At 63.4% G+C, this 25741-nt stretch carries 21 protein-coding genes; 14 read left to right on the forward strand and 7 right to left on the reverse strand.

Features of this window, described 5'->3' with window-relative positions:
- Positions 1-6: 6 nt before the first annotated feature.
- The 5 genes from AB6802_RS22295 to AB6802_RS22315 form a co-directional block, all read right to left on the reverse strand.
- Positions 7-1023: a zinc-binding alcohol dehydrogenase family protein gene (locus AB6802_RS22295; RefSeq protein WP_371012337.1), complete on the reverse strand. Its 1017-nt coding sequence runs from the start codon at positions 1021-1023 to the stop codon at positions 7-9.
- A gap of 72 nt (positions 1024-1095) precedes the next feature.
- A complete protein-coding gene (locus AB6802_RS22300) occupies positions 1096-2061 on the reverse strand; it encodes an ABC transporter permease (RefSeq protein WP_371012338.1) in 966 nt (321 codons plus the stop codon).
- Entirely contained in the window at positions 2058-3611 is a 1554-nt protein-coding gene (locus AB6802_RS22305) for a sugar ABC transporter ATP-binding protein (protein WP_371012339.1), read from the reverse strand. The genes AB6802_RS22300 and AB6802_RS22305 overlap by 4 nt, the downstream gene beginning before the upstream one ends.
- Positions 3612-3870: 259 nt before the next feature.
- Positions 3871-4866: an ABC transporter substrate-binding protein gene (locus AB6802_RS22310; RefSeq protein WP_371012341.1), complete on the reverse strand. Its 996-nt coding sequence runs from the start codon at positions 4864-4866 to the stop codon at positions 3871-3873.
- A gap of 330 nt (positions 4867-5196) precedes the next feature.
- Positions 5197-6702 (reverse strand): UxaA family hydrolase, encoded by a 1506-nt coding sequence (locus tag AB6802_RS22315; protein ID WP_371012342.1) that lies wholly within the window; start codon positions 6700-6702, stop codon positions 5197-5199.
- Positions 6703-6964: 262 nt separating this feature from the next.
- Between AB6802_RS22315 and AB6802_RS22320 the strand changes: the two genes are divergently transcribed.
- From AB6802_RS22320 to gndA, 6 genes are all read left to right on the forward strand, one after another.
- A complete protein-coding gene (locus tag AB6802_RS22320) occupies positions 6965-7867 on the forward strand; it encodes an FCD domain-containing protein (RefSeq protein ID WP_371012343.1) in 903 nt (300 codons plus the stop codon).
- A gap of 282 nt (positions 7868-8149) precedes the next feature.
- Positions 8150-8497 carry a DUF2946 family protein gene (locus AB6802_RS22325; RefSeq protein ID WP_371012344.1) on the forward strand — a complete coding sequence of 116 codons (348 nt, stop codon included), beginning with the start codon at positions 8150-8152 and terminating at the stop codon, positions 8495-8497.
- 88 nt (positions 8498-8585) lie between these two features.
- On the forward strand, positions 8586-9131 hold the full coding sequence (locus AB6802_RS22330; RefSeq protein ID WP_371012345.1) for a copper chaperone PCu(A)C: 546 nt from the start codon (positions 8586-8588) through the stop codon (positions 9129-9131).
- A gap of 33 nt (positions 9132-9164) precedes the next feature.
- Positions 9165-9686: a YcnI family protein gene (locus tag AB6802_RS22335; RefSeq protein ID WP_371012346.1), complete on the forward strand. Its 522-nt coding sequence runs from the start codon at positions 9165-9167 to the stop codon at positions 9684-9686.
- A gap of 51 nt (positions 9687-9737) precedes the next feature.
- A complete protein-coding gene (locus tag AB6802_RS22340; protein ID WP_371012347.1) occupies positions 9738-11372 on the forward strand; it encodes a copper resistance CopC/CopD family protein in 1635 nt (544 codons plus the stop codon).
- 124 nt (positions 11373-11496) lie between these two features.
- Positions 11497-12924 carry an NADP-dependent phosphogluconate dehydrogenase gene (gene gndA, locus AB6802_RS22345; protein WP_371012348.1) on the forward strand — a complete coding sequence of 476 codons (1428 nt, stop codon included), beginning with the start codon at positions 11497-11499 and terminating at the stop codon, positions 12922-12924.
- Between the two features lie 94 nt (positions 12925-13018).
- On the opposite strand, the gene AB6802_RS22350 is transcribed toward gndA, so the two are convergent.
- Complete coding sequence (locus AB6802_RS22350; protein WP_371012349.1) at positions 13019-14062, reverse strand: LacI family transcriptional regulator; 1044 nt, start codon at positions 14060-14062, stop codon at positions 13019-13021.
- Between the two features lie 383 nt (positions 14063-14445).
- Between AB6802_RS22350 and AB6802_RS22355 the strand changes: the two genes are divergently transcribed.
- From AB6802_RS22355 to AB6802_RS22390, 8 genes are all read left to right on the forward strand, one after another.
- Positions 14446-15684: an ABC transporter substrate-binding protein gene (locus tag AB6802_RS22355; RefSeq protein ID WP_371012350.1), complete on the forward strand. Its 1239-nt coding sequence runs from the start codon at positions 14446-14448 to the stop codon at positions 15682-15684.
- A gap of 79 nt (positions 15685-15763) precedes the next feature.
- A complete protein-coding gene (locus AB6802_RS22360) occupies positions 15764-16657 on the forward strand; it encodes a carbohydrate ABC transporter permease (RefSeq protein WP_371012351.1) in 894 nt (297 codons plus the stop codon).
- Positions 16650-17582: a carbohydrate ABC transporter permease gene (locus AB6802_RS22365; RefSeq protein WP_371012352.1), complete on the forward strand. Its 933-nt coding sequence runs from the start codon at positions 16650-16652 to the stop codon at positions 17580-17582. Before AB6802_RS22360 ends, AB6802_RS22365 begins: the two co-directional genes overlap by 8 nt.
- Positions 17582-18691 carry an ABC transporter ATP-binding protein gene (locus AB6802_RS22370; protein WP_371012353.1) on the forward strand — a complete coding sequence of 370 codons (1110 nt, stop codon included), beginning with the start codon at positions 17582-17584 and terminating at the stop codon, positions 18689-18691. The genes AB6802_RS22365 and AB6802_RS22370 overlap by 1 nt, the downstream gene beginning before the upstream one ends.
- A 35-nt stretch (positions 18692-18726) precedes the next feature.
- Entirely contained in the window at positions 18727-19479 is a 753-nt protein-coding gene (locus tag AB6802_RS22375; protein ID WP_371012354.1) for a sugar phosphate isomerase/epimerase family protein, read from the forward strand.
- Between the two features lie 5 nt (positions 19480-19484).
- Entirely contained in the window at positions 19485-20627 is a 1143-nt protein-coding gene (locus AB6802_RS22380; RefSeq protein ID WP_371012355.1) for a Gfo/Idh/MocA family protein, read from the forward strand.
- Positions 20628-20769: 142 nt separating this feature from the next.
- Entirely contained in the window at positions 20770-21816 is a 1047-nt protein-coding gene (mgrA, locus tag AB6802_RS22385; protein WP_371012356.1) for an L-glyceraldehyde 3-phosphate reductase, read from the forward strand.
- 154 nt (positions 21817-21970) lie between these two features.
- On the forward strand, positions 21971-22375 hold the full coding sequence (locus AB6802_RS22390) for a Fur family transcriptional regulator (RefSeq protein WP_371012357.1): 405 nt from the start codon (positions 21971-21973) through the stop codon (positions 22373-22375).
- Between the two features lie 222 nt (positions 22376-22597).
- Here AB6802_RS22390 and polA read toward each other — a convergent pair whose 3' ends face one another.
- Positions 22598-25558 carry a DNA polymerase I gene (gene polA / locus AB6802_RS22395; RefSeq protein WP_371012358.1) on the reverse strand — a complete coding sequence of 987 codons (2961 nt, stop codon included), beginning with the start codon at positions 25556-25558 and terminating at the stop codon, positions 22598-22600.
- Between the last annotated feature and the right edge of the window lie 183 nt (positions 25559-25741).

Here is a 25741-nt window from a genome sequence, read left to right on the forward strand (position 1 = left end):
ACCATATCACCCGATCTCGATCACCGCTTTGATGAGGCCGGACTTCTCATGTGCCCATCTGGCGAGATCGCGCGGGGTGCCGGCAAGCGTCGTGCGGTGGGTGACGAGTTTGCCGAGCGGCACGCCGCCGTTGCGGATCGAGGCGGCGACGTGGTCGAAATCGGCCTTCAGCGCGTTGCGGCTGCCGACCAGCGTCATCTCGCGCTTGTGGAATTCGGGGTCGGAGAACGCAATGTCGTCCTTGACGACGCTGACCAGCACCAGCGTGCCGCCATGCGCGACATGGGCGAAGGCCGACTGCACCGACGCGGTGTTGCCGGTGGCGTCGAAGACGACATCGAAGCCTTCGCCATCGGTTGCTTGCCGGACCAGGTCCGCCGCCGATGTTTTCGAGCCGTCGAGCGCGGCAAAGCCCAACTCCTTGTCGGCAAAAGCGAGCCGCTCGGTGCTCATGTCGAGCAGGCTGACATCAAGCCCGGCAATGCGCGCGAAGATCGCCGCACCGAGGCCGATCGGTCCGGCGCCGATGACCAGCGTGCGCGCGCCGGGCGCGCCCTGCGATCTGCGCACGGCATGCGCGCCGATCGCCAGGAATTCCACCGCCGCGGCATCGGCCAGCGACAGGCCGTTCGTCGGATAGAGGTTCTGCGCCGGCACCAGGATTTCCTCGCACATGGCGCCGTCGCGATGCACGCCCAGCACTTCGATCTTCATGCAGCAATTCGGCTTGCCGTGCCGGCAGGCGATGCATTTGCCGCAGGCGAGATAGGGATTGATGATCACCGGCTCGCCGATGGCGAGATCGACGCCGTCGCCCCTCTCGGCCACCGCGCCCGAGACCTCGTGGCCCATGATGCGCGGATAGGCCAGAAAGGGGTGCTTGCCTTCGAAGATATGATAGTCGGTGCCGCAGATGCCGACATGGCTGACGGCAACGCGAGCCCAGCCGGGCGGCGGCGTGCCGGGCGCGGCGCGATCTTCGAGGACAAGTTCGCCAGGCGAGCGGCAGATGACGGCTTTCATTTCGCATATCCAAAGCAAAAAGAGCGCCGACCTCGAGCGTGCGAGGCCGGCGCGGGAGTTTTCAGGGAGGATTCATTTGCCGCGGCGGCGCAGGCCGTCGAAGTAGACGATGACGATGATCAACAGGCCGGTGATGACGCGCTGCCAGAAAGCGTTGACGTTGAGCAGGTTGGCGCCGTTGTTGATGGTGGCGAGAATGAAGGCGCCGAGCAGGGGACCGTGCACCGAGCCGACCGCACCGAACAGCGAAGTGCCGCCGATCACCGAGGACGCGATCGCCTGCAATTCCCAGCCCTCGGCCTGGGTCGGGTTGCCGATACCGATGCGCGAGGCCAGGAGCACGCCGACGAAGGCCGCGCACAGACCCGACAGCGTATAGGCCATGTAGATGGTGCGCTGGACATTGACGCCGGACAGGCGCGAGGCTTCGGCGTTGGAGCCGACCGAAAAAAGGTAGCGGCCCCAGCGGCTGTGATGCAGGAAGATGTAGGCCGGAATGCCGACCAGGATCACCATCCAGAACAAATTGGGGATGCCGAGGAAGGAATTGCGCGAGAACTCCTGGAAGGCATCGTTGTTGATGGAGATCGAATTGCCGTTGGTCATCAAAAGGCCGATGCCGCGCAGCGAGGTCAGCGTTGCCAGCGTGATGATGAACGGCGGCAGGCCCATCTTGACGATGCCGAAGCCGTGGAACATGCCGATGGCGACGCCGACCAGCAGCGTGATCAGGATGGCGAGGAAAACCGGTATGCCGGCATTGATCAGCATCGCGGCAATGACGGTGGCAAAACCCACCACGGCACCGACGGACAGATCGATGCCGCCGGTGATGATGACGAAGGTCTGGCCAACCGCGAGGATCGCGATCATCGAACCCTGACGCAGAAGGTTCGAGATGTTGTTGGCCGAGGCGAAGCTCGATGTCGCCAGCGACAGGATGATCCAGAGCAACACCAGCAGCGCCAGCAGCGTCAACCCGAACAGGGCGTTGTAATTGCGCTTGGGTTTTTCGGCCGCTATCGCCTCGGTGCTCATGTCTTTCCTCCCAGCTTTTCTTGTTTCTCGGCAAGCGCCTGTGTGAGAATTTCCTCGTGATCGGCGGTGCGGAAACCGTGTGTCGCCACCAGCTTGCCGCGGCGGAACACATGCAGCGTATCGGCGAGCTCGTAGACCTCGGGCAGATAGGACGAGATCAGGATGATGCCGGCGCCTTTGGACAAAAGCGTCGAAAACAGGCGGTAGATTTCGGCCTTGGTGCCGACATCGACGCCCACCGTCGGCTCGTCGAAGATGAACAGTTTGGCGCCATGCGCCAGCCATTTGCCGATGACGATCTTCTGCTGGTTGCCGCCCGACAGGCTGGAGGCGAGCGCGCTGCGCGTCGGCGTCTTGATCCTGAGATCGGCGATCTGGCGATCGGCCTCGGTCTTCTCCTTGGCGCCCGAGATCAGCATGTTGCTGGAAATGCGCTTGTAGATCGGCAGGTTGAGATTCATGCCGACCGACAGGTTGAGACACAGGCCCTGGTCGCGGCGGCTTTCGGGCGCCAGCGCCATGCCGAGCTTGATCGCGTCATGTTCGGAGTTGACCTGGACCGGCTTGCCTTGCCACAGGATCTGGCCGGCCGATTTCTTGTGGCGGCCATAGAGCGTTGTGACGAACTCGCTGCGGCCGGCGCCGATCAGGCCGTAGAGGCCGACGATCTCGCCGGCGCGGACAGTCAGCGAAACGTTCTCGAAGCCCTTTCCGGAGAGATTCCGCGCCTCGACGATAGTGGCGCCGGGGGTGAAATGCTCCTTGTGGTAGATCTGCTCGATCGAGCGGTTGATCATCATCTTGACCAGCTCGGCATCGTTGGTCTCGCTGATGTTCCTGGTCCCGACAAGCGTGCCGTCGCGCAGCACAGAGACACGGTCGGCGAGCTCGAACACCTCTTCCATGCGGTGGCTGATATAAATGATCGTGACGCCTTCGCCCTTCAGCCTGCGGATCAGCTTGAACAGCTGGTCGGCTTCCTTGCGGGTGAGATAGGCGGTCGGCTCGTCGAAGATCAGGAATTTGGTGCCGCGCACGGTGGCGCGTGCAGCGGCGATCAGTTGCTGCTGGCCGATGGTGAGGTCGCCGAGCACGACATGCGCCGGCAGGTCGAAGCCGAGGCCGTCGATGATTTTCTGCGCGTCCCTGACCATGGCGCGTTGCTGCAGGATGCCGAAACGCGACTCCTCCTCGCCGAGGAACATGTTGGCGGCAACGGTGAGGTGCCGGCAGAGCACCACTTCCTGGTGGACGGCATTGATGCCGAGCGCCATCGCCTCATGCGGCGTGGCCAAGGCCGTCGGCTTGCCTTCCCAGATCACCTCGCCGGAGGTGCGCGGCATGACACCGGTCAACAGCTTGATCAGCGTCGATTTGCCGGCGCCGTTCTCGCCGACGATGGCGTGAATTTCGCCCGCCTTGAAGGCGAGGTGCACCGGCTTCAGCGCGTGCGTGCCGGGATAGCGCTTTTCCAGGCCGTTGAGTTCGAGGATCGTCCTGCCCGGCGCCAGCGTGGGGGCCGGGTGCAGGTCCTGCGCCGTCGTCGTCATGACAACCCTCCCAGATTGGTCTGATAGAGCGTTTCACCGTTTCACGGAAACGGCGATCCGTTCTATCTTTTTTGTTCTCCCGCAATTCCAGACGGAAAACCGCTGACACTTTTCCTGGAATTGCTCGGGCATGCAGCGATGCGTCTTCAAGCGCGCTTCTTCATGGGAAGCTAAGACAGGCCAGCGGAATTCAAAGGCGCCCCGCCCCTGGATGTTTCCGGGGCGGTGAAGCCCCGGAAACCATGGCAACCGACGTTGCTCAGTTGAGCTTCGGGTTGAGCAGAGCGTCGATCTTCGGATCCTTCATATTGTCCTTGGTGACGAGATTGGCGCCGGTGTCGACATTGGCTTCGACCTTCTCGCCCTTGGAGGCGGCGAGCGCGGTCTTGATGCCGTCATAGCCCATCCGGTACGGATCCTGGACGACGAGGCCGGAGATGACGCCGTCATTGAGGAACTTGATCAGCTTCTCGTCGCTGTCGAAGCCAATCAGCGCCACCTTGCCGCCGAGCTTGTTCTCGGCGATCGCCTGGCCGACGCCCTGCGCCATGATCAGGTTCGAGGCGAAGATGCCCTTGAGGTCCGGATTGGCGGTGATCAGGTCGGTCGCGATGTTAAGGCCGGTGGTCGCCTGACCGTCGGCGTACTTGTCGGCAACCAGTTCGAGGCCCGGATACTTGGCCTTGAGCTGTTCCTTGAAGCCTTGCGCGCGCTGCTCGAGCGAGCCGGCGCCGGGAAGGGCTGTGATCAGCGCAACCTTGCCTTCGACCTTGCCGCCATTGGCGGCGCCGATCGCGGCGGCGAGACCGTCAGCGGCAACGCGGCCGCCCTGGACGTTGTCGGTGGTCAGGAAGGAGGTGAAGGCCTTGGAGTCGGCGCCGGAGTCGATGCCGATGACCTTGACCTTGGACGCGGCCTCATCGATCGGCTTGCCGAGCGCCTTGAACTCTGTCGGCGAGATGACGACGGCCGCCGGATTGCCGGCGACGGCGTTTTCAAGGATCGAGATCTGGCCGTTGACATCGGTTTCGGCCTGGGCGCCGAGCTCCGGCACGTTGACGCCGAGATCCTTGCCGGCCTTGCGGGCGCCGGCCAGCACGATCTGCCAGTAGAAGGACGTGGTGTCCTTGACGATGATCGGGATGGTCACGTCGGCGGCCGAGGCGGGTGCGGTGTGCATCACGCCGGCAAGCATAGAAGCGGCGGCCAGAGCCACGAAGGCACGGCGGTTGAGAAGGCTGGTCACGAAGTTCATTAGGTTCCTCCCTAAGGTCGCCTGGTGAAGGTTCGGAAGCTCCGTCTGGATAGGCGCGGCCCAAACAGAACTTTATCAATAAAAAACAGATGCCGCATTTTGATAGTGCATCGTCATGGTCGATGCAAGCGGCGTCTGGTGCCGTTTGTGTGATGCCTGGCCTTGGCTAGGGGTAGCCTTGCCGGTTCCTCCCCTGGCAGCACGCGGCGCTTCCGTTCCTCCTTTCAGATATGGAACATTGGTTCCATTATTCTGTCAAGATGGAATATTCATTCCTTCGCGAAATAGCACGATCGTGAAGGGCGATCGCGTCCCGCGAAGTCTGCCAGATCAGAGCGTCGCGCCGAGATGCCAAGGCACGAACTCATTGTCGCCATAGCCGAACGCCTCGCTCTTGGTCTTGCGGCCGGATGCGGTCTCGATGATCAGTTCGAAGATCTCGCGACCCATGCCGGCGATGGTCTTCCCGCCCGAAGCGATGACGCCGCAATTGACGTCCATGTCCTCTTCCATCTGGTGATACATGGTCGAGTTGGTCGCGACCTTGATCGACGGTGTCGGCCGGCAGCCGAAGCAGGAACCGCGTCCAGTGGTGAAGACGATGACATTGGCGCCGCCCGCCACCTGACCGGTGGCCGAGACCGGGTCGTATCCAGGCGTGTCCATGAACACCAGGCCGCTGCCGGAGACCTTCTCGGCATAGCCGAAGACGCCATTGAGCGGCGTCTGGCCGCCCTTGGCGACGGCGCCCAGCGACTTCTCCAGGATCGTGGTCAGGCCGCCGCGCTTGTTGCCGGGCGAGGGGTTGTTGTCGATCGAGGCGCCGTGCTTGGCGACATGTTCCTCCCACCACTTCACATAGCCATCGAGCTTCTTGGCGATTTCCGGCGAGGCGGCGCGGTAGGCGAGCAGGTGCTCGGCGCCATAGATTTCCGTGGTCTCCGACAAAATGCCGATGCCGCCGCAATCGGCCAGGATGTCGACCGCGGCGCCAAGTGCGGGATTGGCGGTGATACCGGACATGCCGTCCGAGCCGCCGCATTGCAGGCCGACGACGATCTCCGAGACCGGGATCGGTTCGCGCTGCAATCGGCCGACTTCCTCGGCGATCTCGGCCAGCACCCCCATCGCCTTCTCGACCGATTTGCGCGAGCCGCCGGCTTCCTGGATGTTGAAGTGACGCTTGCCGGCGGCGACGCCTTTCTGGCCGTAGAGGGTGAGCTGGTTGACCTCGCAGCCCAGGCCCACCATCAGCACGCCGCCGAAGTTCGGGTGGCGCGCATAGCCGGCCAGCGTGCGGTGCAGCACCATCATGCCGTCGCCGGTGGCGCTCATGCCGCAGCCCTGGCCATGGACGATCGGCACAAAACCGTCGATGCCGGGATATTTCGGCAGCAAGGTCCGGTTGGCGGTGTCGGCGATGGAATGGCAGACGGTGGCCGAGCAGTTGACGCTGGCGACGATGCCGATGAAGTTGCGCGTGCCGGCGCGGCCGTCGGCGCGGCGGTAACCCATGAAGGTGCGCTTGCGGTCGGCCTCGGTGGCGTGCTCGGCCTCGCTCGGTGGCACCACCGGCAGACGGCCGGCCTCGAAAACCAGATTGTGCGAATGGACATGCTCGCCAGGCGCGATGTCCTGGGTGGCGCGGCCGATCGCCTGCGCGTATTTCACCACAGCCTCGCCGGCGGCGATCGGTTTGATCGCCACCTTGTGGCCCGGCTCGATCACCGCGACCGCCGAGGCGCCGCCTGGCAAGGCCGTGCCGATCTCGATGCGGCCGTTGGCGACGGCGACGTTGTCCGATGGTGCGAGAAGGATGATGTTGGCAATGGTCACGGGCGACTGTCCTGGGTGATCCTGGGAGTGCGGGCGGATTGACTTACGCCCATATGGGGATAATGTCTTTTATCGTGAAAAAACATTTTTGCGTCAATTGTTTTTTCATCACGGGGCAGCGTTCGTCCCCTTCGGACGCGTGGGTGCCCATTCGGTAAGCCGGCGAAAACCGTTCCTGTTTTCAGGCGCTTGAGTTAGGAACGCAACATCATCGCGCCTCAAGCCGGCCACCGCAAGCGCCGACGAGGCAACGGGGCAGGTAATGTCGAAGAGCAACAACGTCTACAAGGACGCCTTCAATCGCTGCCTTAGGCTGCTCGATGAATCCAAAGGCCTGCCGTCGGAGCCCGAGCTCGGCGCGCTGCTCGGCGTCAGCCGCACAACGGTGCGCAGCATCCTGGCACGCATGGAAGAGACCGGGCTGATCGACTGGAACAAGCGCAACAAGACAGTGCTGCGGGCGCCGCGCCCAGGGGATTTCTTCCCCGAGGAGGAAACCGATTCGCTGGCCGAGATCATCGAGCGCTCCTTCATGCGCCGCCTTCTGGCCGGAGGCGCGGAGGCCGGCATGCAGATCAACGAGCTGGAGCTGGCACGCGAGATCGGCGTCGGCACCACCAGCGTGCGCGAATTCCTGATCCGCTTCTCGCGCTTCGGGCTGATCGAGAAGCGGCGCAACAGCCATTGGGTGCTGAAAGGGTTCACCCGCGCCTTCGCGCTCGAGCTGACCGAGATCCGCGAGATATTCGAATTGCGCTCGGCGGCGGCGTTTGTCGCGCTGCCGCAGGAGAGCGCGGTCTGGGCCGATCTCGACAGGCTGGAAGAGGAGCACCGCCAGCTCGCCGACGAGATCGCCACGCGTTTCAACGAATTCTCCGAGCTCGACGAGCGCTTCCACAGGCTGATCCACCGCGCCTCGCACAACCGCTTCATCGTCGACTTCTATGATGTGATCGCGATGATCTTCCACTACCACTATCAGTGGAACAAGGCGCAGGAGCGCCAGCGCAACGAAGTCGCGATCCAGGAGCATCTGGCCTATATCGGGGCGCTGAAATCGCGCGATCCGAGCAAGGTCGACGTCGCCTGCCGCAAGCACCTGAAATCGGCGCGGCAGACGCTGTTGAGCTCTATCCCTGAAGGGCGGCAGGCGCAGCCTGCCTAGGGTCTGTTGAGATTCAGGTGATGCCGGCCTGCGAACGGCGGCTTCCTGCGCTTCCGGTGCTCACGTACTTTGAGTACGCTCCGCTCCGGTTCTCGGAAACCACCGTTCTCGGCTCGGCCTGACCTGAATCTCAACAGCCCTAACGCATGTCGCTCAGAAATGTGCATCGCGCCGCGTTGCCGCAGCGCGGTTTTGCCGATTTCCCGGCCGCATCGCCCATGCTAGGGTTGATCGGATTTCGGGAGAGGCTGTCCGTTGAAGACACGGCTGAGACGATGGAGCATGCCGGCCGCGCTTGTCGCGGCGCTGCTTCTGTTGCTCCAGTCGTCGCTCGGCGCCTTCGCCTTTGGCGCGCCGTCGCAACTCGACGCCTTCGGCAATGTCATCTGCACGCATGACGGGGCCGTAAAACTCCCCGGCGGCGATCCGCACCAGCAGCATATGCCGGCCTGCTGCTCGCTTGGCTGCAGCATGGTGTTTTCGGCGCAGCTGCCGCCACCGCAGGCAGCCGCGCTCGCCAGCATCCGGATTGTTGAGACGGTCGCCTTCCCGCTTCCGGCCTTTCGCCATCTGGATTTCGCCCGCGACCGTTCTCCGGCCAACCCGCGCGCGCCGCCGGCGGCGGCCTGACCCGCGGAACCTTTCGCGGTCCTGTCCATCCTATGATCAGACCGTTCGCGGCCGCATTGCGGCGCGATCCCATATTCATGGAGCAACCATGTCCAATCTTCTTCCCAAGGCGCGAGCCTTCGCCGTTCGCCGCGCGCCGACGCTCGAGTTCCAACGTCTCGGGTTTGCCGTCCTCGTCCTCGTTCTTCTGCTTGCTTGCGTTCCCGGCGTTTTCGCGCATGAATTCAAGGTCGGGGACCTCGAGATCGAGCATCCCTGGTCGCGCGCAACGCCTCCCGGAGCCAAGGTCGCCGGCGGCTATTTCACCGTGGTCAACAAGGGCAGCGCGCCCGACCGGCTGCTGTCGATCTCATCCGACATCTCCGACAAGGCCGAACTGCATGAGATGGGCGTCAAGGACGGCGTCATGACGATGCGGCCGGTCTCTGGCGGGCTGGAAATCCCGGCCGGCGGCAAGGTCGCGCTGAAGCCCGGGGCCTATCATCTGATGTTCACCGGCCTGAGGCGGCAGCCCAAGCAAGGCGAGAAATTCCCCGCGACGCTGACCTTCGAGAAGGCCGGCAGCGTCAAGGTCGAGTTCGCCGTCGAAGGCATGGGCGAAACCGGCGACATGGACATGGATCACGCCGAGTAATCGCTGACCGCTTGGAAATCAGAGGGACAATTCATGAAAACATATTTCATTGCCGTGGGCGCGCTGCTGGCGCTCGGAACGAACGCCGCGCTGGCTCACATCACCCTGGAAACGCAGGAAGCGCCGGTAGGCTCGACCTACAAGGCAATCTTTCGCGTGCCGCATGGCTGCGAGGGCAAGGCGACCACCGCGGTCAGGGTGCAGATCCCGGAAGGCGTGATTTCGGTCAAGCCGATGCCCAAACCCGGCTGGACGCTGCAGACCAAGAAGGGCAAATACGAGAAGTCTTACCAGCTCTATGGCGAGACGCTGACCTCCGGCGTCAAGGAAGTGGATTGGAGCGGCGGCAATTTGCCCGACGAATTCTATGACGAGTTCGTGTTCCGCGCCTCGCTGGCAGCCGATCTGCCGGCGGGCCAGATGCTCTATTTCCCGGTGGTGCAGGAATGCGGCGATGCCGCCGCCACGCGTTGGATCGAAATCCCGGCGGCAGGCCAGGATGAGGACGCGCTGGAAAATCCGGCGCCCGGTATGAAATTGCTGCCGAAGAAATGATTTCCTGGTGGTGCGTTTCCGGGCGCACCACCACCCTCTCGTGATGACGGTATGAACGCAACATCCCTGACATCGACCGCTTTCACAGGCGGCTCACGCCGCCTCATCGGTGGCGTGCTGGCTGCTTTGGTGCTGGTCGCCATGCTGGTCCTGCCGGGCCACGCCTTCGCGCATGCGGCGCTCGTCGCCACCGATCCGGCCGACGGCGCGGTGCTGGCGCAAAGCCCGAAACAATTCTCGCTCACCTTCAGTGAGCCGGTCTCGCCGCTGGTGCTGACCCTTGTGCGGCCGGACGGTTCGCAACTGCCGCTGACCTCTTTCCGGCTCAACGACCAGACCGTCAAGATCGACAATCCCGAAACGCTCAAATCCGGCACCCATGTGCTGAGCTGGCGCGTGGTGTCGGTCGACGGCCATCCGGTCGGCGGCTCGGCGCTGTTCTCCATCGGCGCTCCCAGTGCCGCGCCTGTTGTCGGCCAAGCCGTCGACTGGTCGCTGCGGACCGCGATCTGGATCGGCAAGCTGCTGCTCTACGCCGGCCTCTTCCTCGGCGCCGGCGGCGCCTTCGCGCTTGCCTGGCTTGCTGGCGACCGGCGCTGCGGCCTGCGATCCGTCACCGCCGCGACCTTGCTTGGCCTTGTCGCGGCGCCGGTGTCGCTCGGCCTGCAAGGGCTGGATGCTTTGGGCGCGCCGCTCGTCCGGTTCAGCGAACCCGCGGTCTGGAAGACGGCGATCGAAACGAGCTTCGGCGGGACCGTGCTGATCGCTCTTATCGCGCTTGGCCTGGCGCTGCTTTCGCTGCAGCTGCCGCGCGCCTTTGCAAGGCTCTTCGCGCTGGCCGGGCTCGCCGGCGTAGGCGTCGCCCTTGCCGCAAGCGGCCATGCAAGTGCCGCCGAACCGCAATGGCTGACGCGGCCGCTGGTCTTCCTGCACGGCACGACCATCGCCTTCTGGGCCGGCGCGCTGATGCCGCTCGGCCTTGCGCTGCGGCGCGAGCCGGCGGATGCGCAGGCGTTCCTGCGCCGCTTCTCGCGCGCGATCCTGCCGGTCGTGGCTGTCCTTGCCGCAAGCGGCATCGTGCTGGCCATCATCCAGGTGCAGCGGCCGGCGGCGCTGATCGACACCGCCTATGGCCGCCTGCTGCTGGTGAAGCTGGCGTTGCTTCTGTTCCTGTTCACACTCGCCGCCGTCAACCGCTGGACGCTGACCGCGCCCGCCGAAGCGGGTGACACCGAAGTGCAGCGGCGGCTGGCGCGCTCCATCCGCATCGAGGTGGTGATCGTGCTCGCCATCTTCGGCGTCGCCGCCGGCTGGCGTTTCACGCCGCCGCCACGCGCGCTGGCGATCGCCGCCGCGCAGCCGGTGTCGATCCATATCCATACGCTGAAGGCGATGGCTGATCTCAGCATCACGCCCGGACATGCCGGGCAGACGGCTGCCTCGATTATGATCATGACCGGCGATTTCGGGCCGCTCGACGCCAAAGAGGTCACGTTGGTGCTGTCGAAGCCGGATTCCGGCATCGAGCCGATCAAGCGGCCGGCGACCAAGCCAGGTGACGGCACCTGGCGCGTCGACAACCTCGTCATTCCCATTCCGGGCCGCTGGAACGCCCGGCTCGACATCCTCGTTTCCGACTTCGAACTGGTCAAGATCGAAGCGCCTATAGAGATCAGGGCCGAATAGGCAATCAGGCCTGACACAATTCGGCGAGACGGTTGACGCCGCCGCCTCAGCCCGTCATTCATCTGCGAAAGGCATTCTCTAGGATGCCGCCTTCAACAAAAGATCCGAAAGCAGGGAAGAAACGATGGAAAAAGCCGAAATCGGCCTGATCGGGCTTGGCACGATGGGTTCCAATCTGGCGCTCAACATCGCCGAGCATGGCCACCGCATCGCCGTCTTCAACCGCACCAAGGCACGCACGGATGCCTTTCTGGAAAGCGCGGGCTCGCTGAAGGACATGGTCGTGCCCTGCTACAGCCTGGAGGAGCTCGCCGAGGCGATCCGGCCGCCCAGGCCGATCATCATCATGGTGCTGGCGGGTGCGCCGGTGGACGAGCAGATCGCGTCGCTGCGCGGCGTGCTGTCCAACAACGATATCGTCATCGATGCCGGCAACGCCAATTTCCGCGACACGATGCGCCGCTTCTCGGAGCTCTCCGGCTCGGGCCTGACCTTCATCGGCATGGGCGTCTCGGGCGGCGAGGAGGGTGCGCGGCATGGACCGTCGATCATGGTCGGCGGCAGGGAAGATAGCTGGAAGCGCGTCGAAAAAGTGCTGACCGCGATCTCGGCCAAGTTCAAGGACGAGCCATGCGCTGCCTGGCTCGGCACCGACGGCGCCGGCCATTTCGTCAAGACCATCCACAACGGCATCGAATATGCCGACATGCAGATGATTGCCGAGATCTACGGCATCCTGCGCGACGGCCTCGGCTTGGGGCCGAAGGAAATCGGCACCGTTTTTGAAACCTGGAACAAGGGCCGGCTCGATTCGTATCTGATCGAGATCACCGCCAAGGTTCTGGCCGCCGACGATCCGAAGACCGGCAAGCCGGTGGTCGACATCATCCTCGACCGCGCCGGCCAGAAGGGCACCGGCAAATGGTCGGTCATCGAGGCGCAGCAGCTCGGCATTCCGGCCACCGCGATCGAGGCGGCGGTGGCGGCACGTGTGCTGTCATCGATCAAGGACGAGCGCCAGGCGGCGGAAAAAGCCTATGGCAATATCGGCGTGACCAAGATCTCCGGCGACAAGGCGGCACTTCTGAAAGACCTGGAGCTGGCGCTGCTCGCCGGCAAGATCGCGGCTTATGCGCAGGGTTTTGCGGTGATGAGCGGCGCCTCGAAGGAGTTCAACTGGAACCTGCCGATGCCGACCATCGCCAAGATCTGGCGCGCCGGCTGCATCATCCGCTCGCAGATGCTCGACACGATGGCGGAAGCTTTCGGCGCGGGCAGCGCTGCGACCAATCTTTTGATGGCGCCGGCCTTCATCGCGATGATGAAGGAAGCGCATCCGTCGCTCAGGCGCATCGTGGCACGGGCGTCCGAGGCCGGCTCGCCGGTGCCGGCGCTGTCCTCCGCGCTCGCTTATTTCGACAGCTACCGGCAGGGTCGCGGCACCTCGAACCTGATCCAGGCGCAACGCGATTTCTTCGGCGCGCACGGCTTCGAACGGATCGGCGAGCAGGGGGCGTTTCACGGCCCATGGGGCAGCGGCGCGGGTCACTAGAGCGTTTCACCGTTTCACGGACGGCGAAGCGCTCTAACTCTTTGTTTTAGGCAATTCCGGACGGAAAACCGCTCACACTTTTCCTGGAATTGCTTTAGCCCCGATAAGGCAGAACCTCGCCCGGCTTGCTCAGCGACTGCAGCGAGCCGGGCTCCGCGCCGCCGATCCAGCCCAGCACCGCGCGGGCAAGCTCGGAGCCGGCCAGGCGGAAGCTCTCATTGACGACCAGCAGTTCGCGCCGGAACAGATGCAGCAATTCCGACGACTGTTTCGACACCACATCGACATCGCGGCCGAGCTTCAGCCCGGCATCCTCGATGCCGGCCACGATGGCGAGCGTCGAGGCGGCGGCGCTGCTGACAAAGCCGTCCGGCCGGTCGCTGCGCCGCATCAACTGGGCGGTGCGCATCCTGATCTGCTCGATCGAATGGTCGATGGTGACCGTGTTGAACGCCACCTCGCTGGCGCCTACCTCGCTCAGCGCGTCGGTGAATCCATTGACGGTGTGGCCGTGATAGGTCAGCCCGATGGGCGGCGCCAGCAGAGCGAGCCGTCGCCGACCGGTGGCGGCCAGATAGCGCACGGCTTCGTTGGCGAAGGCGTAATTGTCGAAGTCATGATACGGGTGCACCAGCCCCATGTCCGTGCGGCCGTGCGTGGCGAAGGGAACGCCGCGCTCCAAAAGGTAACGGGCGCGGGGATCGTTGGGCTGGGTGCGCGAGATGATGATGCCGTCAGCCGAACCCGTCTCGACGAGGTAGCGTACGGGGTCCATCGGATCCTGCGAACGCGAATAGGGCGTGACGATCAAATGGTAGGGCGTGTCGGCGATCATCGCGGTGACGCCATAGATGATGTCCGACACGAAGCTCATCAGCTCATGCTCGGTGTTCAGCACAAGCGAGATGACGTTGGTCTTGCCGGTCCTCAGACGCACGCCGGCGCGGTTCGGCCGGTAGCCGATCTGCTTGGCGACGAGCTGGACCCGCCGCCTGGTCTCGGCGCCGATCTCCGGCGCGTCCTTGAGCGCGCGCGACACGGTGGTGACGCCAAGCCCAGTCATGAAGGCAAGCGTCTTCAGCGTCGGCCGCTCCTTGGCCGTCGCCTCGTCATTCTCGTTCGTACGCCGTCTATCCATTCGTCCCGCCCGTCAGGCGCATAGCAGTCGCAGGCCGGGTCGGCAATCGTGCCTTGTTGACATTTGTGCGACCGTCAGCTTGCGACGTGGTTCAATATACTGAAACGTTACAGGTTGCCAACGGTAACGCGTTTGGCGGCAGCGTCATGATCCTGTCGAGCCGGGTGACGGTGCGCAAAAGCCACTGGAATCACAAGGAAATCCCGGCTTCCGGCGTATTTTAGTGCCAATTAACCGATCTGGTCGTCGTGAGGCCAGTACAGCAGAACGAATTTATTCACGCCTCGAAAAAATCTCAGCCAGCTTTCAGGCGAGGGGTTGCCTATGCTGGCCATTTGCCGTATCGAAAATCTGTAACGTTTCAGATTCTGGGAGGAGCCGAAATGCGATACAAAATCCTGACCGCTGCTTTTGCGGCCACTGTCGCCCTCAACTTCGCCGGGCCGGCGGCCGCGACCGATCTTGAAGTGACCCATTGGTGGACTTCCGGCGGCGAGGCGGCGGCGGTGGCGGAACTTGCCAAGGCGTTCGACGCGACAGGCAATCACTGGGTTGACGGGGCGATTGCCGGGTCCGGCGGCACGGCGCGGCCGATCATGATCAGCCGCATCACCGGCGGCGATCCGATGGGCGCCACCCAGTTCAACCACGGCCGCCAAGCGGAAGAGCTGGTGCAGGCCGGCCTGATGCGCGACCTCACCGATGTTGCCACCAAGGGCAAATGGACCGAGGTCGTGCGGCCGAAGAGCCTGCTCGATTCTTGCACCATCGACGGCAAGATCTATTGCGTGCCGGTCAACATCCATTCCTGGCAGTGGCTGTGGCTGTCGAACGACGCCTTCAAGAAGGCCGGTCTGCCGGTGCCGAAGGACTGGAATGAATTCGTCGCGGACGCGCCGGCGCTTGAGAAGGCCGGCATCGTCCCGCTCGCCGTGGGCGGGCAAGCCTGGCAGTCCTCCGGCGCCTTCGACGTTCTGCTTGCCGCAGTCGGCGGCACGGATGCCTTTCTCAAGGTCTACAAGGACAAGGACGCCAAGTTCGCCGCCGGACCTGAGATCGCCAAGGTGTTCAAAGCCGCGGATGATGCCCGCAAGATGGCCAAGAACACCAATGTCCAGGACTGGAACCAGGCGACCAATATGGTCATCACGGGCAAGGCCGGCGGCCAGATCATGGGCGACTGGGCGCAAGGCGAATTCCAGGTCGCCGGCAAGACCGCCGGCAAGGACTATACCTGTCTGCCGGGCCTCGGCCTCAACGAAGTGATCGCCACCGGCGGCGACGCCTTCTACTTCCCGCTGCTCAAGGACCCTGAAAAGGAAAAGGCGCAGGAGGTGCTGGCCGAGACCTTGCTTGATCCCAAGACCCAGGTTGCCTTCAACCTCAAGAAAGGTTCGCTGCCGGTGCGCGGCGACGTCGATCTCAATGCGGCCAATGACTGCATGAAGAAGGGTCTGGCGATCCTGGCCAAGGGCGCCGTCATCCCCTGGACGGACCAGTTGCTGTCGCAGGACAGCCAGAAGCAGAAGGAGGACCTGTTCTCCGAATTCTTCGCTAAGCAGGACATGACGCTTGAAGAGGCGCAGAAGCGCTTCGCCGCCATCATCGCTTCTGCCGATTGACCACCGGCGCCCCGCCAGCTCCCGGCCCCGGCCCATCCGGGGTCGGGAGCATGATGCCCTCCTTGTCCAGCCAGGCGATATGAGCAAGAGCGAACGCCCCAACCAGCTGTTTCGCAATCTCAATGCGAAGATCGCATCGATCCCGATGATCCTGACCGCGGTGGTGGTGTTCGTCGGCGGCACGGTCTGGACGGTGCTTTATTCTTTCACCAGCTCAAAGCTATTGCCGCGGCTGAATTTTGTCGGGCTCGACCAGTACTACCGGCTGTGGTCGACATCGCGCTGGCTGGTCTCGATCGAGAACCTTGCAATCTACGGCGTGATCTCGCTGGTGTTCTCACTGGTCATCGGCTTCCTGCTTGCCGCGCTTCTCGACCAGAAGATCCGCTTCGAGGACGTCTTCCGCACCGTCTTCCTCTACCCGTTCGCACTCTCCTTCATCGTCACTGGCCTGGTCTGGCAATGGCTGCTCAATCCGGATTTCGGCATACAGCGCGTGGTGCGCGACCTCGGCTGGACGAGCTTCAGCTTCAACCCGCTCTACGATTCCAGCCTCGTCATCTATGGCATCTCGATCGCCGCGCTCTGGCAGGGCACCGGGCTGGTCATGTGCCTGATGCTGGCCGGCCTGCGCGGCATCGATGAGGATATCTGGAAGGCCGCGCGGGTCGACGGCATCCCAACCTGGAAGACCTATCTGTTTATCGTCATCCCGATGATGCGCCCGGTGTTCATCACCACGCTGGTGATCATCGCCGCCGGTATCGTCAAGGTCTACGATCTTGTCGTGGCGCAGACCAGCGGCGGGCCGGGCATCGCCTCCGAAGTGCCGGCGAAGTATGTCTACGACTACATGTTCTTCGCCCAGAATCTCGGCCAGGGTTTTGCCGCCTCGACCATGATGCTGCTGTCGGTCGTGATCGTCATCGTGCCATGGGCCTATCTCGAATTCGGAGGGCGCAAACGTGGCTGACGTGACCTTCCCAAGCGCGACCTCGCAGACGCCCCGGAACGGCGCCGCCGGCCCGAGCGGGCCGAAGCCGCGGCATGTTTTCTCCCGGCGCAACATCTTCCTCTACGGCACGCTGATCGTTGTCGCGCTCTACTATCTCCTGCCGCTCTACGTGATGATCGTCACGTCGCTGAAAGGCATGCCGGAAATCCGCCTCGGCAATATCTTCTCGCCACCGATGGAGATCACCTTCGAGCCATGGGTGAAGGCCTGGGCGACCGCCTGCACCGGCCTCAACTGCGACGGACTTTCGCGCGGCTTCTGGAATTCGGTGCGCATCACCGTGCCGTCCGTCATCCTGTCAATCGCGATCGCTTCGGTAAACGGCTACGCCCTGGCCAACTGGCGCTTCAAGGGCGCCGACACCTTCTTCATCATCCTGATCGTCGGCGCCTTCATTCCTTATCAGGTAATGATCTATCCGATCGTCATCATCCTGCGCGAGATCGGCATCTATGGCACGCTGACCGGCCTGGTGATCGTGCATTCGATCTTCGGCATGCCGATCCTGACGCTCTTGTTCCGCAATTATTTCACCTCGATGCCGGAAGAGCTGTTCCGGGCGGCGCGTGTCGACGGCGCCGGCTTCTGGGGCATCTACCTGCGCATCATGCTGCCGATGTCGTTGCCGATCTTCGTCGTCGCCATCATCCTGCAGGTGACCGGCATCTGGAACGACTTTCTGTTCGGCGTCGTCTACACGCGACCCGACACATATCCGATGACGGTGCAGCTCAACAACATCGTGAACTCCGTGCAAGGCGTGAAGGAATACAACGTCAACATGGCCGCGACGATCCTGACCGGCCTTGTCCCGCTCATCGTCTATTTCATTTCCGGCAAGCTGTTCGTGCGCGGCATCGCTGCCGGCGCGGTGAAAGGATGATGATGGCAGCAGCAATCGCCAATCCCAGCGTCTCGATCCAGGACCTGTCGCTCAATTTCGGCGCGGTATCGGTGCTCAAGACGCTCAATCTCGACGTCGCCGAAGGCGAGTTCGTCGTGCTTTTGGGACCATCCGGCTGCGGCAAGTCCACTTTGCTCAATTGCATCGCCGGTCTGCTCGACATCTCCGAGGGCCGCATCTTCATCAAGGGCAAGAACGTCACCTGGGAAGAACCCAAGGACCGCGGCATCGGCATGGTGTTCCAGTCCTACGCGCTCTATCCGCAGATGACGGTGGAGAAGAATCTCTCCTTTGGCCTGCGCGTCGCCGGCGTGCCGAAGGACGAGATCGCCAAGCGCATCGCGCGCGCCTCGGAAATCCTGCAGATCGAGCCGCTGTTGCAGCGCAAGCCGATGGCGCTTTCCGGCGGCCAGCGCCAGCGCGTGGCGATCGGGCGCGCGCTGGTGCGCGATGTCGACGTGTTCCTTTTCGACGAGCCGCTCTCCAATCTCGACGCCAAGCTGCGCTCGGAACTCCGGGTCGAGATCAAGCTTTTGCACCGCAGGCTGAAGAACACGATGATCTACGTCACGCACGACCAGATCGAAGCGATGACGCTCGCCGACCGGATCGCCGTCATGAAAGGCGGCGTCATCCAGCAGCTCGATGCGCCGCAGGTCATCTACAACCGGCCGGTCAACCGCTTCGTTGCCGGCTTCCTCGGCTCCCCGGCAATGAATTTCCTCAGAGGCCAGTTGGAGCCGGGCGAGGCGCCGGCGTTCAAGGCGGACGGCATCTCGGTGCCGCTTGACCGTTACCAATTCGAAGGCGATGGCGGCCGCGCGCCCAAGCCTTGCGTCTTCGGCATCCGGCCCGAGCATATCGCCCTTGGCGATGCCGCCAGAACCATGCCTTTCACTGCCGAAACCAGCGTAGAGATCGTCGATCCGATGGGCTCCGACACGCTGGTGTGGACCAAGCTCGGCGGCCAGATCATCTCCTTTCGCGTCGAAGCGGACAAGGTGCTGCGCAACGGCGATGCGATCCGCATCGGCTTCGACCCCGCGCGCGCCTCTGTGTTCGACGCCGAGACCGACGAGCGGCTTTAACCTCCCCGACCACCCAAGCAGAACGGACAACTCAGATGAACTGGTCATTCCAACTTTACAGTGCGCGAAATTTCCTGCCGTGGACGAAGGTGCTGAAAATGCTCGGCGAGCTCGGCTACGCTGAGGTCGAAGGCTTCGGCGGCGTCTATGACGACCCCAAGGCCTTCCGCACCGAGCTCGACAAGAACGGGCTGGCGATGCCGACCGGACATTTCTCGATCGACGCGCTGGAGAAGGATTTCGACGGCGTGCGCAAGATTGCCGATGCGCTCGGCGTCACGCTGTTGATCTGCCCCTACCTCATGCCCGACGCGCGGCCATCGGACGCCGCCGGCTGGCATGGCTTCGGCGAGCGCCTGGCCAAGGTTGGCGAGACCGCGAAGAAGGCCGGCTATGGCTTTGCCTGGCACAACCACGATTTCGAGTTCAAGGCGCTCGCCGACGGTTCGCTGCCGCAGGACCATATCCTGTCGGCCGCGCCCGATGTCGGCTGGGAGATGGACGTCGCCTGGGTGATCCGAGGCGGCGCCGACCCGCTGCCCTGGATCGAGAAGCATGGCAAGCGCATCGCTTCGGTTCACGTCAAGGACATAGCCAAGCCAGGCGAGGGCCTGGACGAGGACGGCTGGTCGGATGTCGGTCACGGCACCGTCGACTGGGCAGGTCTGTTCAAGACATTGCGCGCCAAAAGCGCTGCGCAATATTTCATCATGGAACAGGACAATCCCAACGACATCGAGCGCTATGCGCGACGCTCGATCGCGGCCGCCAAGAGCTGGCAGGAGTAATCGAAATGACAAACAAGCTTGGCGTCGGCGTCATCGGCTGCGGCAACATCTCGAAAGCGTATTTCTCGCTCTCGCCGCTGTTCCGCGGCATCAAGATGCGCGCCTGCGCGGATATCAACATGGAGGCCGCGAAAGCGCGCGCGAAGGAGTTCAAGTTGCGCGCCGAGACGGTCGATGAGCTGCTCAAGGACGATGAGATCGACATCATCGTCAACCTGACCATTCCGGCGGTGCATTACGAGGTGTCGAAAGCCGTGCTTGATGCCGGCAAGCACGTCTATTCGGAGAAGCCCTTCGTTCTCTCCGTCAAGGAAGGGCAAGACCTGAAAAACCGGGCCGAGAAGAAGGGCCTGCGCATTGGCTCGGCGCCCGACACCTTCCTCGGCGGCGCGCATCAGCTCGTGCGCGAGCTGATCGACAGCGGCAAGCTCGGGGCGATCACCAGCGGCACCTGCCATGTCATGGGTCACGGCATGGAGCACTGGCATCCCAACCCGGATTTCTTCTTCCAGCCGGGCGCCGGCCCGGTGCTCGACATCGGGCCGTATTACGTCACCAATCTGATCCAGCTGATCGGACCGGTGAAGCAGGTGACGGCGTTCACCGCGACGCCGGCCAAGGAGCGCACGATCAGCTCCAAGCCGCGCGCGGGCGAAAAGATCCCGGTCAACACGCCGACCACCATCCATGCCCTGCTGGAATTTGCGAATGGCGCGGTGGTGACGCTCAACACCAGTTGGGACGTCTGGGCCCACGGTCACGCGCCGATGGAGCTCTATGGCGAGGCCGGCACCGTCTTCGTGCCGGATCCGAACTTCTTCGGCGGCGACGTGCGCTTCACCGACGGCGCCAAGCCGGTGAAGAAGCTGCCCAAGTGGCCCCATCCATTCGGCGTGCCGAACGAGATGCACGGCCATGGCATGATGGCCAATTACCGCACCGCGGGCCTTGCCGATATGGCGATCGCGATCACCGAAGGGCGGCCGCATCGCTGCTCGATGGAGCTGGCGCTGCATGCCGTCGACGTCATGACCGGCATCCTGCGCGCCGGCGAAAGCGGCAAGGTCGTCGCCATGCAGACCAACTGCGAGCGGCCGGCAGCGCTTGGCATCAAGGAGGCGAAGGCCCTGCTCGCCAAGAAAAAGTAGCGGTTGCTCGGTCCGGCGATTATCGATAATTTTTCAATTCTCCCTCTCCCCGTTTCGCCGGGGAGGGGGTAAGGAAAGGGCGAGCATCGATTCAATCGTTCCTTGCGGCGTTCCCCGCGCCGCCCGATCCCGAGGATTTCCCATGCCCTATATCGCCGCCGAAAACCGCTACGAAAAGATGATCTACAATCGCTGCGGGCGTTCCGGCCTCAAACTGCCGGCGATCTCGCTCGGCCTGTGGCACAATTTCGGCAACGACACGCCGCACAAGACCAAGCAGGCGATCGTGCGCAAGGCGTTCGACCTCGGCATCACGCATTTCGATCTCGCCAACAATTACGGCCCGCCTCCCGGTTCGGCCGAGACGGCTTTCGGCGAAATATTGCGCACCGATTTTGCCGCCTATCGCGACGAGCTGATCATTTCGAGCAAGGCCGGCTACGAGATGTGGGCCGGTCCCTATGGCGAGTGGGGCAGCCGCAAATATGTACTGGCCAGCCTCGACCAGAGCCTGAAGCGCATGGGGCTCGACTATGTCGACATCTTCTATTCGCATCGCTTCGATCCCGAGACGCCGCTGGAGGAAACGATGGGCGCGCTCGACCATGCGGTGCGCTCCGGCAAGGCGCTCTATGCCGGCATCTCGTCCTACAACTCGCAGCGCACGCGCGAAGCGGCCGACATCCTGAAGCGGCTCGGCACGCCTTGCCTCATCCACCAGCCAAGCTATTCGATGCTCAATCGCTGGGTCGAGGACGACGGCTTGCTCGACACGCTGGAAGGGCTTGGCATCGGCTCGATCGTGTTCTCGCCGTTGGCCCAGGGCATGCTGACCGACAAATATCTCGGCGGCATTCCGGATGGCAGCCGGGCCAGCCAGAGCAAGTCGCTGCGGCCGGCCTTCATCAACGATCAGTCGATCGCCAACATCAAGGCGCTCAACGCCATTGCCGGCCGGCGCGGCCAGACGCTGGCGCAGATGGCGCTGGCCTGGGTGCTGCGCAAGGGGCGCGTGACCACGGCGTTGATCGGCGCCAGCCGGCCGGAACAGGTCGAGGATTGCGTCGGCGCGCTCAAGGCGCTCGACTTCAGCGATGCCGAACTCGCCGAGATCGACACCTACGCACGCGAGTCCGACATCAATCTGTGGGCCGCTTCGGCCGAACGCAAGGGGCCGCCCAGGAAGTAGCGGTTAGCCAGCGAACCAATGCTGCTGTGCGACACCCGAAAGCAAGTGCCGCGGAAACAGTGGCAAAAACCTTCGTTCGTCGCTATCTCATGAAAACCGAGACCGTTCGCACACCGCAATCGCGTGCGAACGGCGCCATGAGTGGACCCGCAAGATGACGGCAAGGGATACGCTGACCAAGAACCAGATGTGCGTGCTCGAGAAGCTCGAGGCGTCCAGCGGGCCGCTCAGCGCCTATACGCTGCTCGACCAGCTGCGCGAGCGCGGTTTTCGCGCGCCGCTGCAGGTCTATCGCGCTTTGGACACGCTGGTGAAGTCGGGCTTCGTGCACCGGCTGGAAAGCATCAACTCCTTCGTCGCCTGCGCCGAACCGCACGACCACAGCCATTCGATGACCGCCTTCGCCATCTGCGACAATTGCGGCCAGGTAACGGAGATGTCGGATCATGATGTCGGGCATCAGCTCGACGAGTGGGTGCGCTCGACGGGGTTTGCCGCGAAGAAGGCCGTGATCGAGTTTCGCGGGGTGTGCGCGAAGTGCAGGGCTGAGGCGGCTTAAGGGCCAGCTAGCCTATTGATGCTGGCGCCAAGCCCCCCTCTCTGTCCTGCCGGACATCTCCCCCTCAAGGGGGGAGATTGGCGGTTTCGGCGCCGACGCTCATCTTGCAACGTTAAAGGTTAGCGAAGGCCGTGATTACGGCTGATCTCCCCCCTTGAGGGGGAGATGTCCGGCAGGACAGAGAGGGGGGCGACGGATCGCGGCGCCTCTCGCCTCTCGCGCTCAATGCGCCTCGTCCCAATTGTGCGCGGCGCGTGCGTCGACATGCAGCGGCACCGACATCGACACGGCCGGCATCGGCGCGTTTTCCATCACGCGGCGCACAACGGGGAGCGTCGCCTCGACCTCCTCGTCCACCGTCTCGAAGATCAACTCGTCATGCACTTGCAGCAGCATGCGGGCCGACAGCTTCGCCTTCTCCAGCGCCTCTTCCATATGCACCATGGCGCGGCGGATGATGTCGGCGGCGGTGCCCTGCAGCCTGGCGTTGATCGAGGCGCGCTCGTTGAAGGCGCGGATCGAGGGGTTGGACGACCTTATCTCGGGATAGTGGATGCGGCGGCCGAAGATGGTTTCGACGAAGCCATGCTCGCGCGCATAGGCCTTGGTCTCCTCGATATAGTCGCGGATACCCGGGAAACGTTCGAAATAGCGCTTGATATAGGCGCTGGACTCTTCGCGCGGGATCGACAGCTGGTTGGCAAGGCCAAAGGCCGAGATGCCGTAGATGATGCCGAAATTGATCGCCTTGGCGCGCCGGCGCACCTCCGAAGGCATGCCTTCGACCGGCACGTTGAACATCTCCGAGGCGGTGATGGCATGGATGTCGGCGCCGTCGGCGAAAGCCTGCTTGAGCTGCGGGATCTCGGCGACATGGGCAAGCACGCGCAGCTCGATCTGGCTGTAGTCGGCCGAGACCAGCTTGTGGCCCTTTTCGGCGATAAAGGCGGTCCGGATCTTGCGGCCTTCGGCCGTGCGCACCGGAATGTTCTGCAAATTGGGATCCGACGACGACAGGCGGCCCGTCGTCGTCGCGGCCAGCGCGTAGGAGGTGTGGACGCGATTGGTGTTGGGGTTGATGAAGCCGGGGAGCGCGTCGGTATAGGTCGATTTCAGCTTGGTCAGCTGACGCCAATCGACGATCTTGCGCGGCAATTCATGGCCTTCCGCCGCGAGCTCTTCCAGAAGCTGCGCCGAGGTCGACCATTGGCCGGTCTTGGTCTTCGAGCCGCCGGGCAGGCCCATCTTGCCGAACAATATGTCGCCGAGTTGCTTTGGCGAGCCGATGTTGATGCGCTCGCCGACAATGCCGTAGATATCCTCCTCGGCACGCGCGGCGCCTTGCGCCAGCTCGCCCGACAGCCTGGACAGGATCTGGCGGTCGACCGAGATGCCGCGCTGCTCCATGCGGGCCAGCACCGGCACCAGCGGCCGCTCCAGCCGCTCATAGACCGAAACCAGACCCTTGGCGGCAAGCCTCGGCTTCAGCACCTGCCAAACCCTGAGCGTGATATCAGCCTGCCCGGCGGCATAGAGGGTTGCCCGTTCGATATCGACCTGATCGAAACCGACGGCGCTCCTTCCCGACCCGGCAAGCTCCTTCTTCGCTGCGGGCGTATGGCCGAGCCATTTCTCGGACAGGCCGGCCAGGTCGTGATGGCCGACCGTGCCGGCATCGAGCACATAGGAGATCAGCATGGTGTCGTCGAACGGGCCGACCTCGATGCCGTGCCGGCTCATCACGACGATGTCGTATTTCATGTCCTGGACGATCTTGAGGACTGACTTGTCCTCAAGCAGCGGCTTCAACAGCGCCAACGCCTCGCGGACCGGTATCTGGTCCTGCAGCTGGCCGCCGCCTAGCAGGTCACCATTGCCGCTCTGGTGGGTGAGCGGCACATAGACGGCGCGACCAGGTGCTGTCGCCATCGAAACGCCGATCAGATCGGCCTGCATCGGGTCCCAGGAAGTGGTCTCGGCGTCGAAGGCCAGAATGCCTGCGTCGCGGGCTTCGGCTACCCAGGATTTCAGCGCAGCGGCATCGCGAATGGCGGTATAGGCAGAGGTGTCGATCTTGCCCGCCGATGCCTTTTCCAGCCGCAGCGCCGAGAGGAGCGATGGGGTGTCGCCCTGCGGCGGCGCATCCTCGCCCCTTGTCGACCCGGCGGGTTTCGCCGCGTCGTTGGAGGTGGCCGCTCTTGGTACCGGTGGCGCGCCGGCGCCGACATCCGGGCCATGTGCGTTGTCGGCGCGCTCGATGGTGACGGCGGCAGCCTGGACATCGCCGATCTCGGTCGCGGTCGCTTCGGCAACGCGGCGGGTCAGCGTGGTGAATTCCATCGTCTTCAGGAAGCCGATCAGCTTCGGGCCGTCCGGGTCATGCAGGACCAGCTCGTCCAGCCCTTCCTTCATCGGCACGTCGTTCTTCAGCGTCACCAGCTGGCGCGAGATGCGCGCTTTGTCGGCATTGGCGATGATGGTTTCGCGGCGCTTGTCCTGCTTGATCTCGGAAGCGCGCGCGAGCAGCCCGTCGAGGTCGCCGAACTGCTCCAGGAGCTGTGCGGCGGTCTTCGGGCCGATACCGGGCACGCCCGGCACGTTGTCGACGGAGTCGCCGGTCAGCGCCTGCAGGTCGATCATCTTTTCGGGCGGCACGCCCCATTTCTCGATTACCTCGGGAATGCCGATCTGGCGATCCTTCATCGGGTCGTACATGCCGACCGTCGGACCGACGAGTTGCATCAGATCCTTGTCGGACGAGATGATGGTGGTGTCGGCGCCGACCTCGCAGGCAAGCCGGCAATAGGTCGCGATAATGTCGTCGGCCTCGAAACCCTCCATCTCGATGCAAGGCAGGTTGAAGGCGACCGTCGCCTGGCGGATCAGGCCGAATTGCGGGATCAGGTCTTCCGGCGGCGCGGACCGGTTAGCCTTGTATTCGGGGTAGAGATCGTTGCGGAAGGTCTTCGACGAATAATCGAAAATGACGGCGAAATGCGTCGGCACGAGACCTACATTGGTGTTGCGGGCATCCTGCATCAATTTCCAGACCATATTGCAGAAGCCGAGCACCGCATTGGTCGGCAGGCCGTCGGATTTGCGGTTCAGCGGCGGCAGCGCGTGGTAGGCACGGAAAATGTAGCCGGAGCCGTCGACAAGAAAGAGATGATCGCCTTTTTTCATGCCGGCAGGGATAGCGCGGCCAGGCTTCGCGGTCCATGCCAAAGGCTGAACAAACCGCTGGCTCCGGCAACACCCTGACAGAACCGGTTCGCCGGGTTTCGGCGCTCACGACCATGTTACAAAAGTGTAATTTTAGTGCCCTTGAATCGCCATGTTCGAAGACCCAAATACACGTCATCGGCA

It is taken from the genome of Mesorhizobium sp. RCC_202, from assembly GCF_041355295.1.
In the GTDB taxonomy this organism is placed as follows: domain Bacteria; phylum Pseudomonadota; class Alphaproteobacteria; order Rhizobiales; family Rhizobiaceae; genus Mesorhizobium.

Coding starts and splice junctions, on each gene's coding strand:
- AB6802_RS22295 (WP_371012337.1), bottom strand. CDS start 1,023: ATGAAAGCCGTCATCTGCCGCTCGCCTGGCGAACTTGTCCTCGAAGAT.
- AB6802_RS22300 (WP_371012338.1), bottom strand. CDS start 2,061: ATGAGCACCGAGGCGATAGCGGCCGAAAAACCCAAGCGCAATTACAAC.
- AB6802_RS22305 (WP_371012339.1), bottom strand. CDS start 3,611: ATGACGACGACGGCGCAGGACCTGCACCCGGCCCCCACGCTGGCGCCG.
- AB6802_RS22310 (WP_371012341.1), bottom strand. CDS start 4,866: ATGAACTTCGTGACCAGCCTTCTCAACCGCCGTGCCTTCGTGGCTCTG.
- AB6802_RS22320 (WP_371012343.1), top strand. CDS start 6,965: ATGTCGAAGAGCAACAACGTCTACAAGGACGCCTTCAATCGCTGCCTT.
- AB6802_RS22325 (WP_371012344.1), top strand. CDS start 8,150: ATGCCGGCCGCGCTTGTCGCGGCGCTGCTTCTGTTGCTCCAGTCGTCG.
- AB6802_RS22330 (WP_371012345.1), top strand. CDS start 8,586: ATGTCCAATCTTCTTCCCAAGGCGCGAGCCTTCGCCGTTCGCCGCGCG.
- AB6802_RS22335 (WP_371012346.1), top strand. CDS start 9,165: ATGAAAACATATTTCATTGCCGTGGGCGCGCTGCTGGCGCTCGGAACG.
- AB6802_RS22340 (WP_371012347.1), top strand. CDS start 9,738: ATGAACGCAACATCCCTGACATCGACCGCTTTCACAGGCGGCTCACGC.
- gndA (WP_371012348.1), top strand. CDS start 11,497: ATGGAAAAAGCCGAAATCGGCCTGATCGGGCTTGGCACGATGGGTTCC.
- AB6802_RS22350 (WP_371012349.1), bottom strand. CDS start 14,062: ATGGATAGACGGCGTACGAACGAGAATGACGAGGCGACGGCCAAGGAG.
- AB6802_RS22355 (WP_371012350.1), top strand. CDS start 14,446: ATGCGATACAAAATCCTGACCGCTGCTTTTGCGGCCACTGTCGCCCTC.
- AB6802_RS22360 (WP_371012351.1), top strand. CDS start 15,764: ATGAGCAAGAGCGAACGCCCCAACCAGCTGTTTCGCAATCTCAATGCG.
- AB6802_RS22370 (WP_371012353.1), top strand. CDS start 17,582: ATGATGGCAGCAGCAATCGCCAATCCCAGCGTCTCGATCCAGGACCTG.
- AB6802_RS22375 (WP_371012354.1), top strand. CDS start 18,727: ATGAACTGGTCATTCCAACTTTACAGTGCGCGAAATTTCCTGCCGTGG.
- AB6802_RS22380 (WP_371012355.1), top strand. CDS start 19,485: ATGACAAACAAGCTTGGCGTCGGCGTCATCGGCTGCGGCAACATCTCG.
- mgrA (WP_371012356.1), top strand. CDS start 20,770: ATGCCCTATATCGCCGCCGAAAACCGCTACGAAAAGATGATCTACAAT.
- AB6802_RS22390 (WP_371012357.1), top strand. CDS start 21,971: ATGACGGCAAGGGATACGCTGACCAAGAACCAGATGTGCGTGCTCGAG.
- polA (WP_371012358.1), bottom strand. CDS start 25,558: ATGAAAAAAGGCGATCATCTCTTTCTTGTCGACGGCTCCGGCTACATT.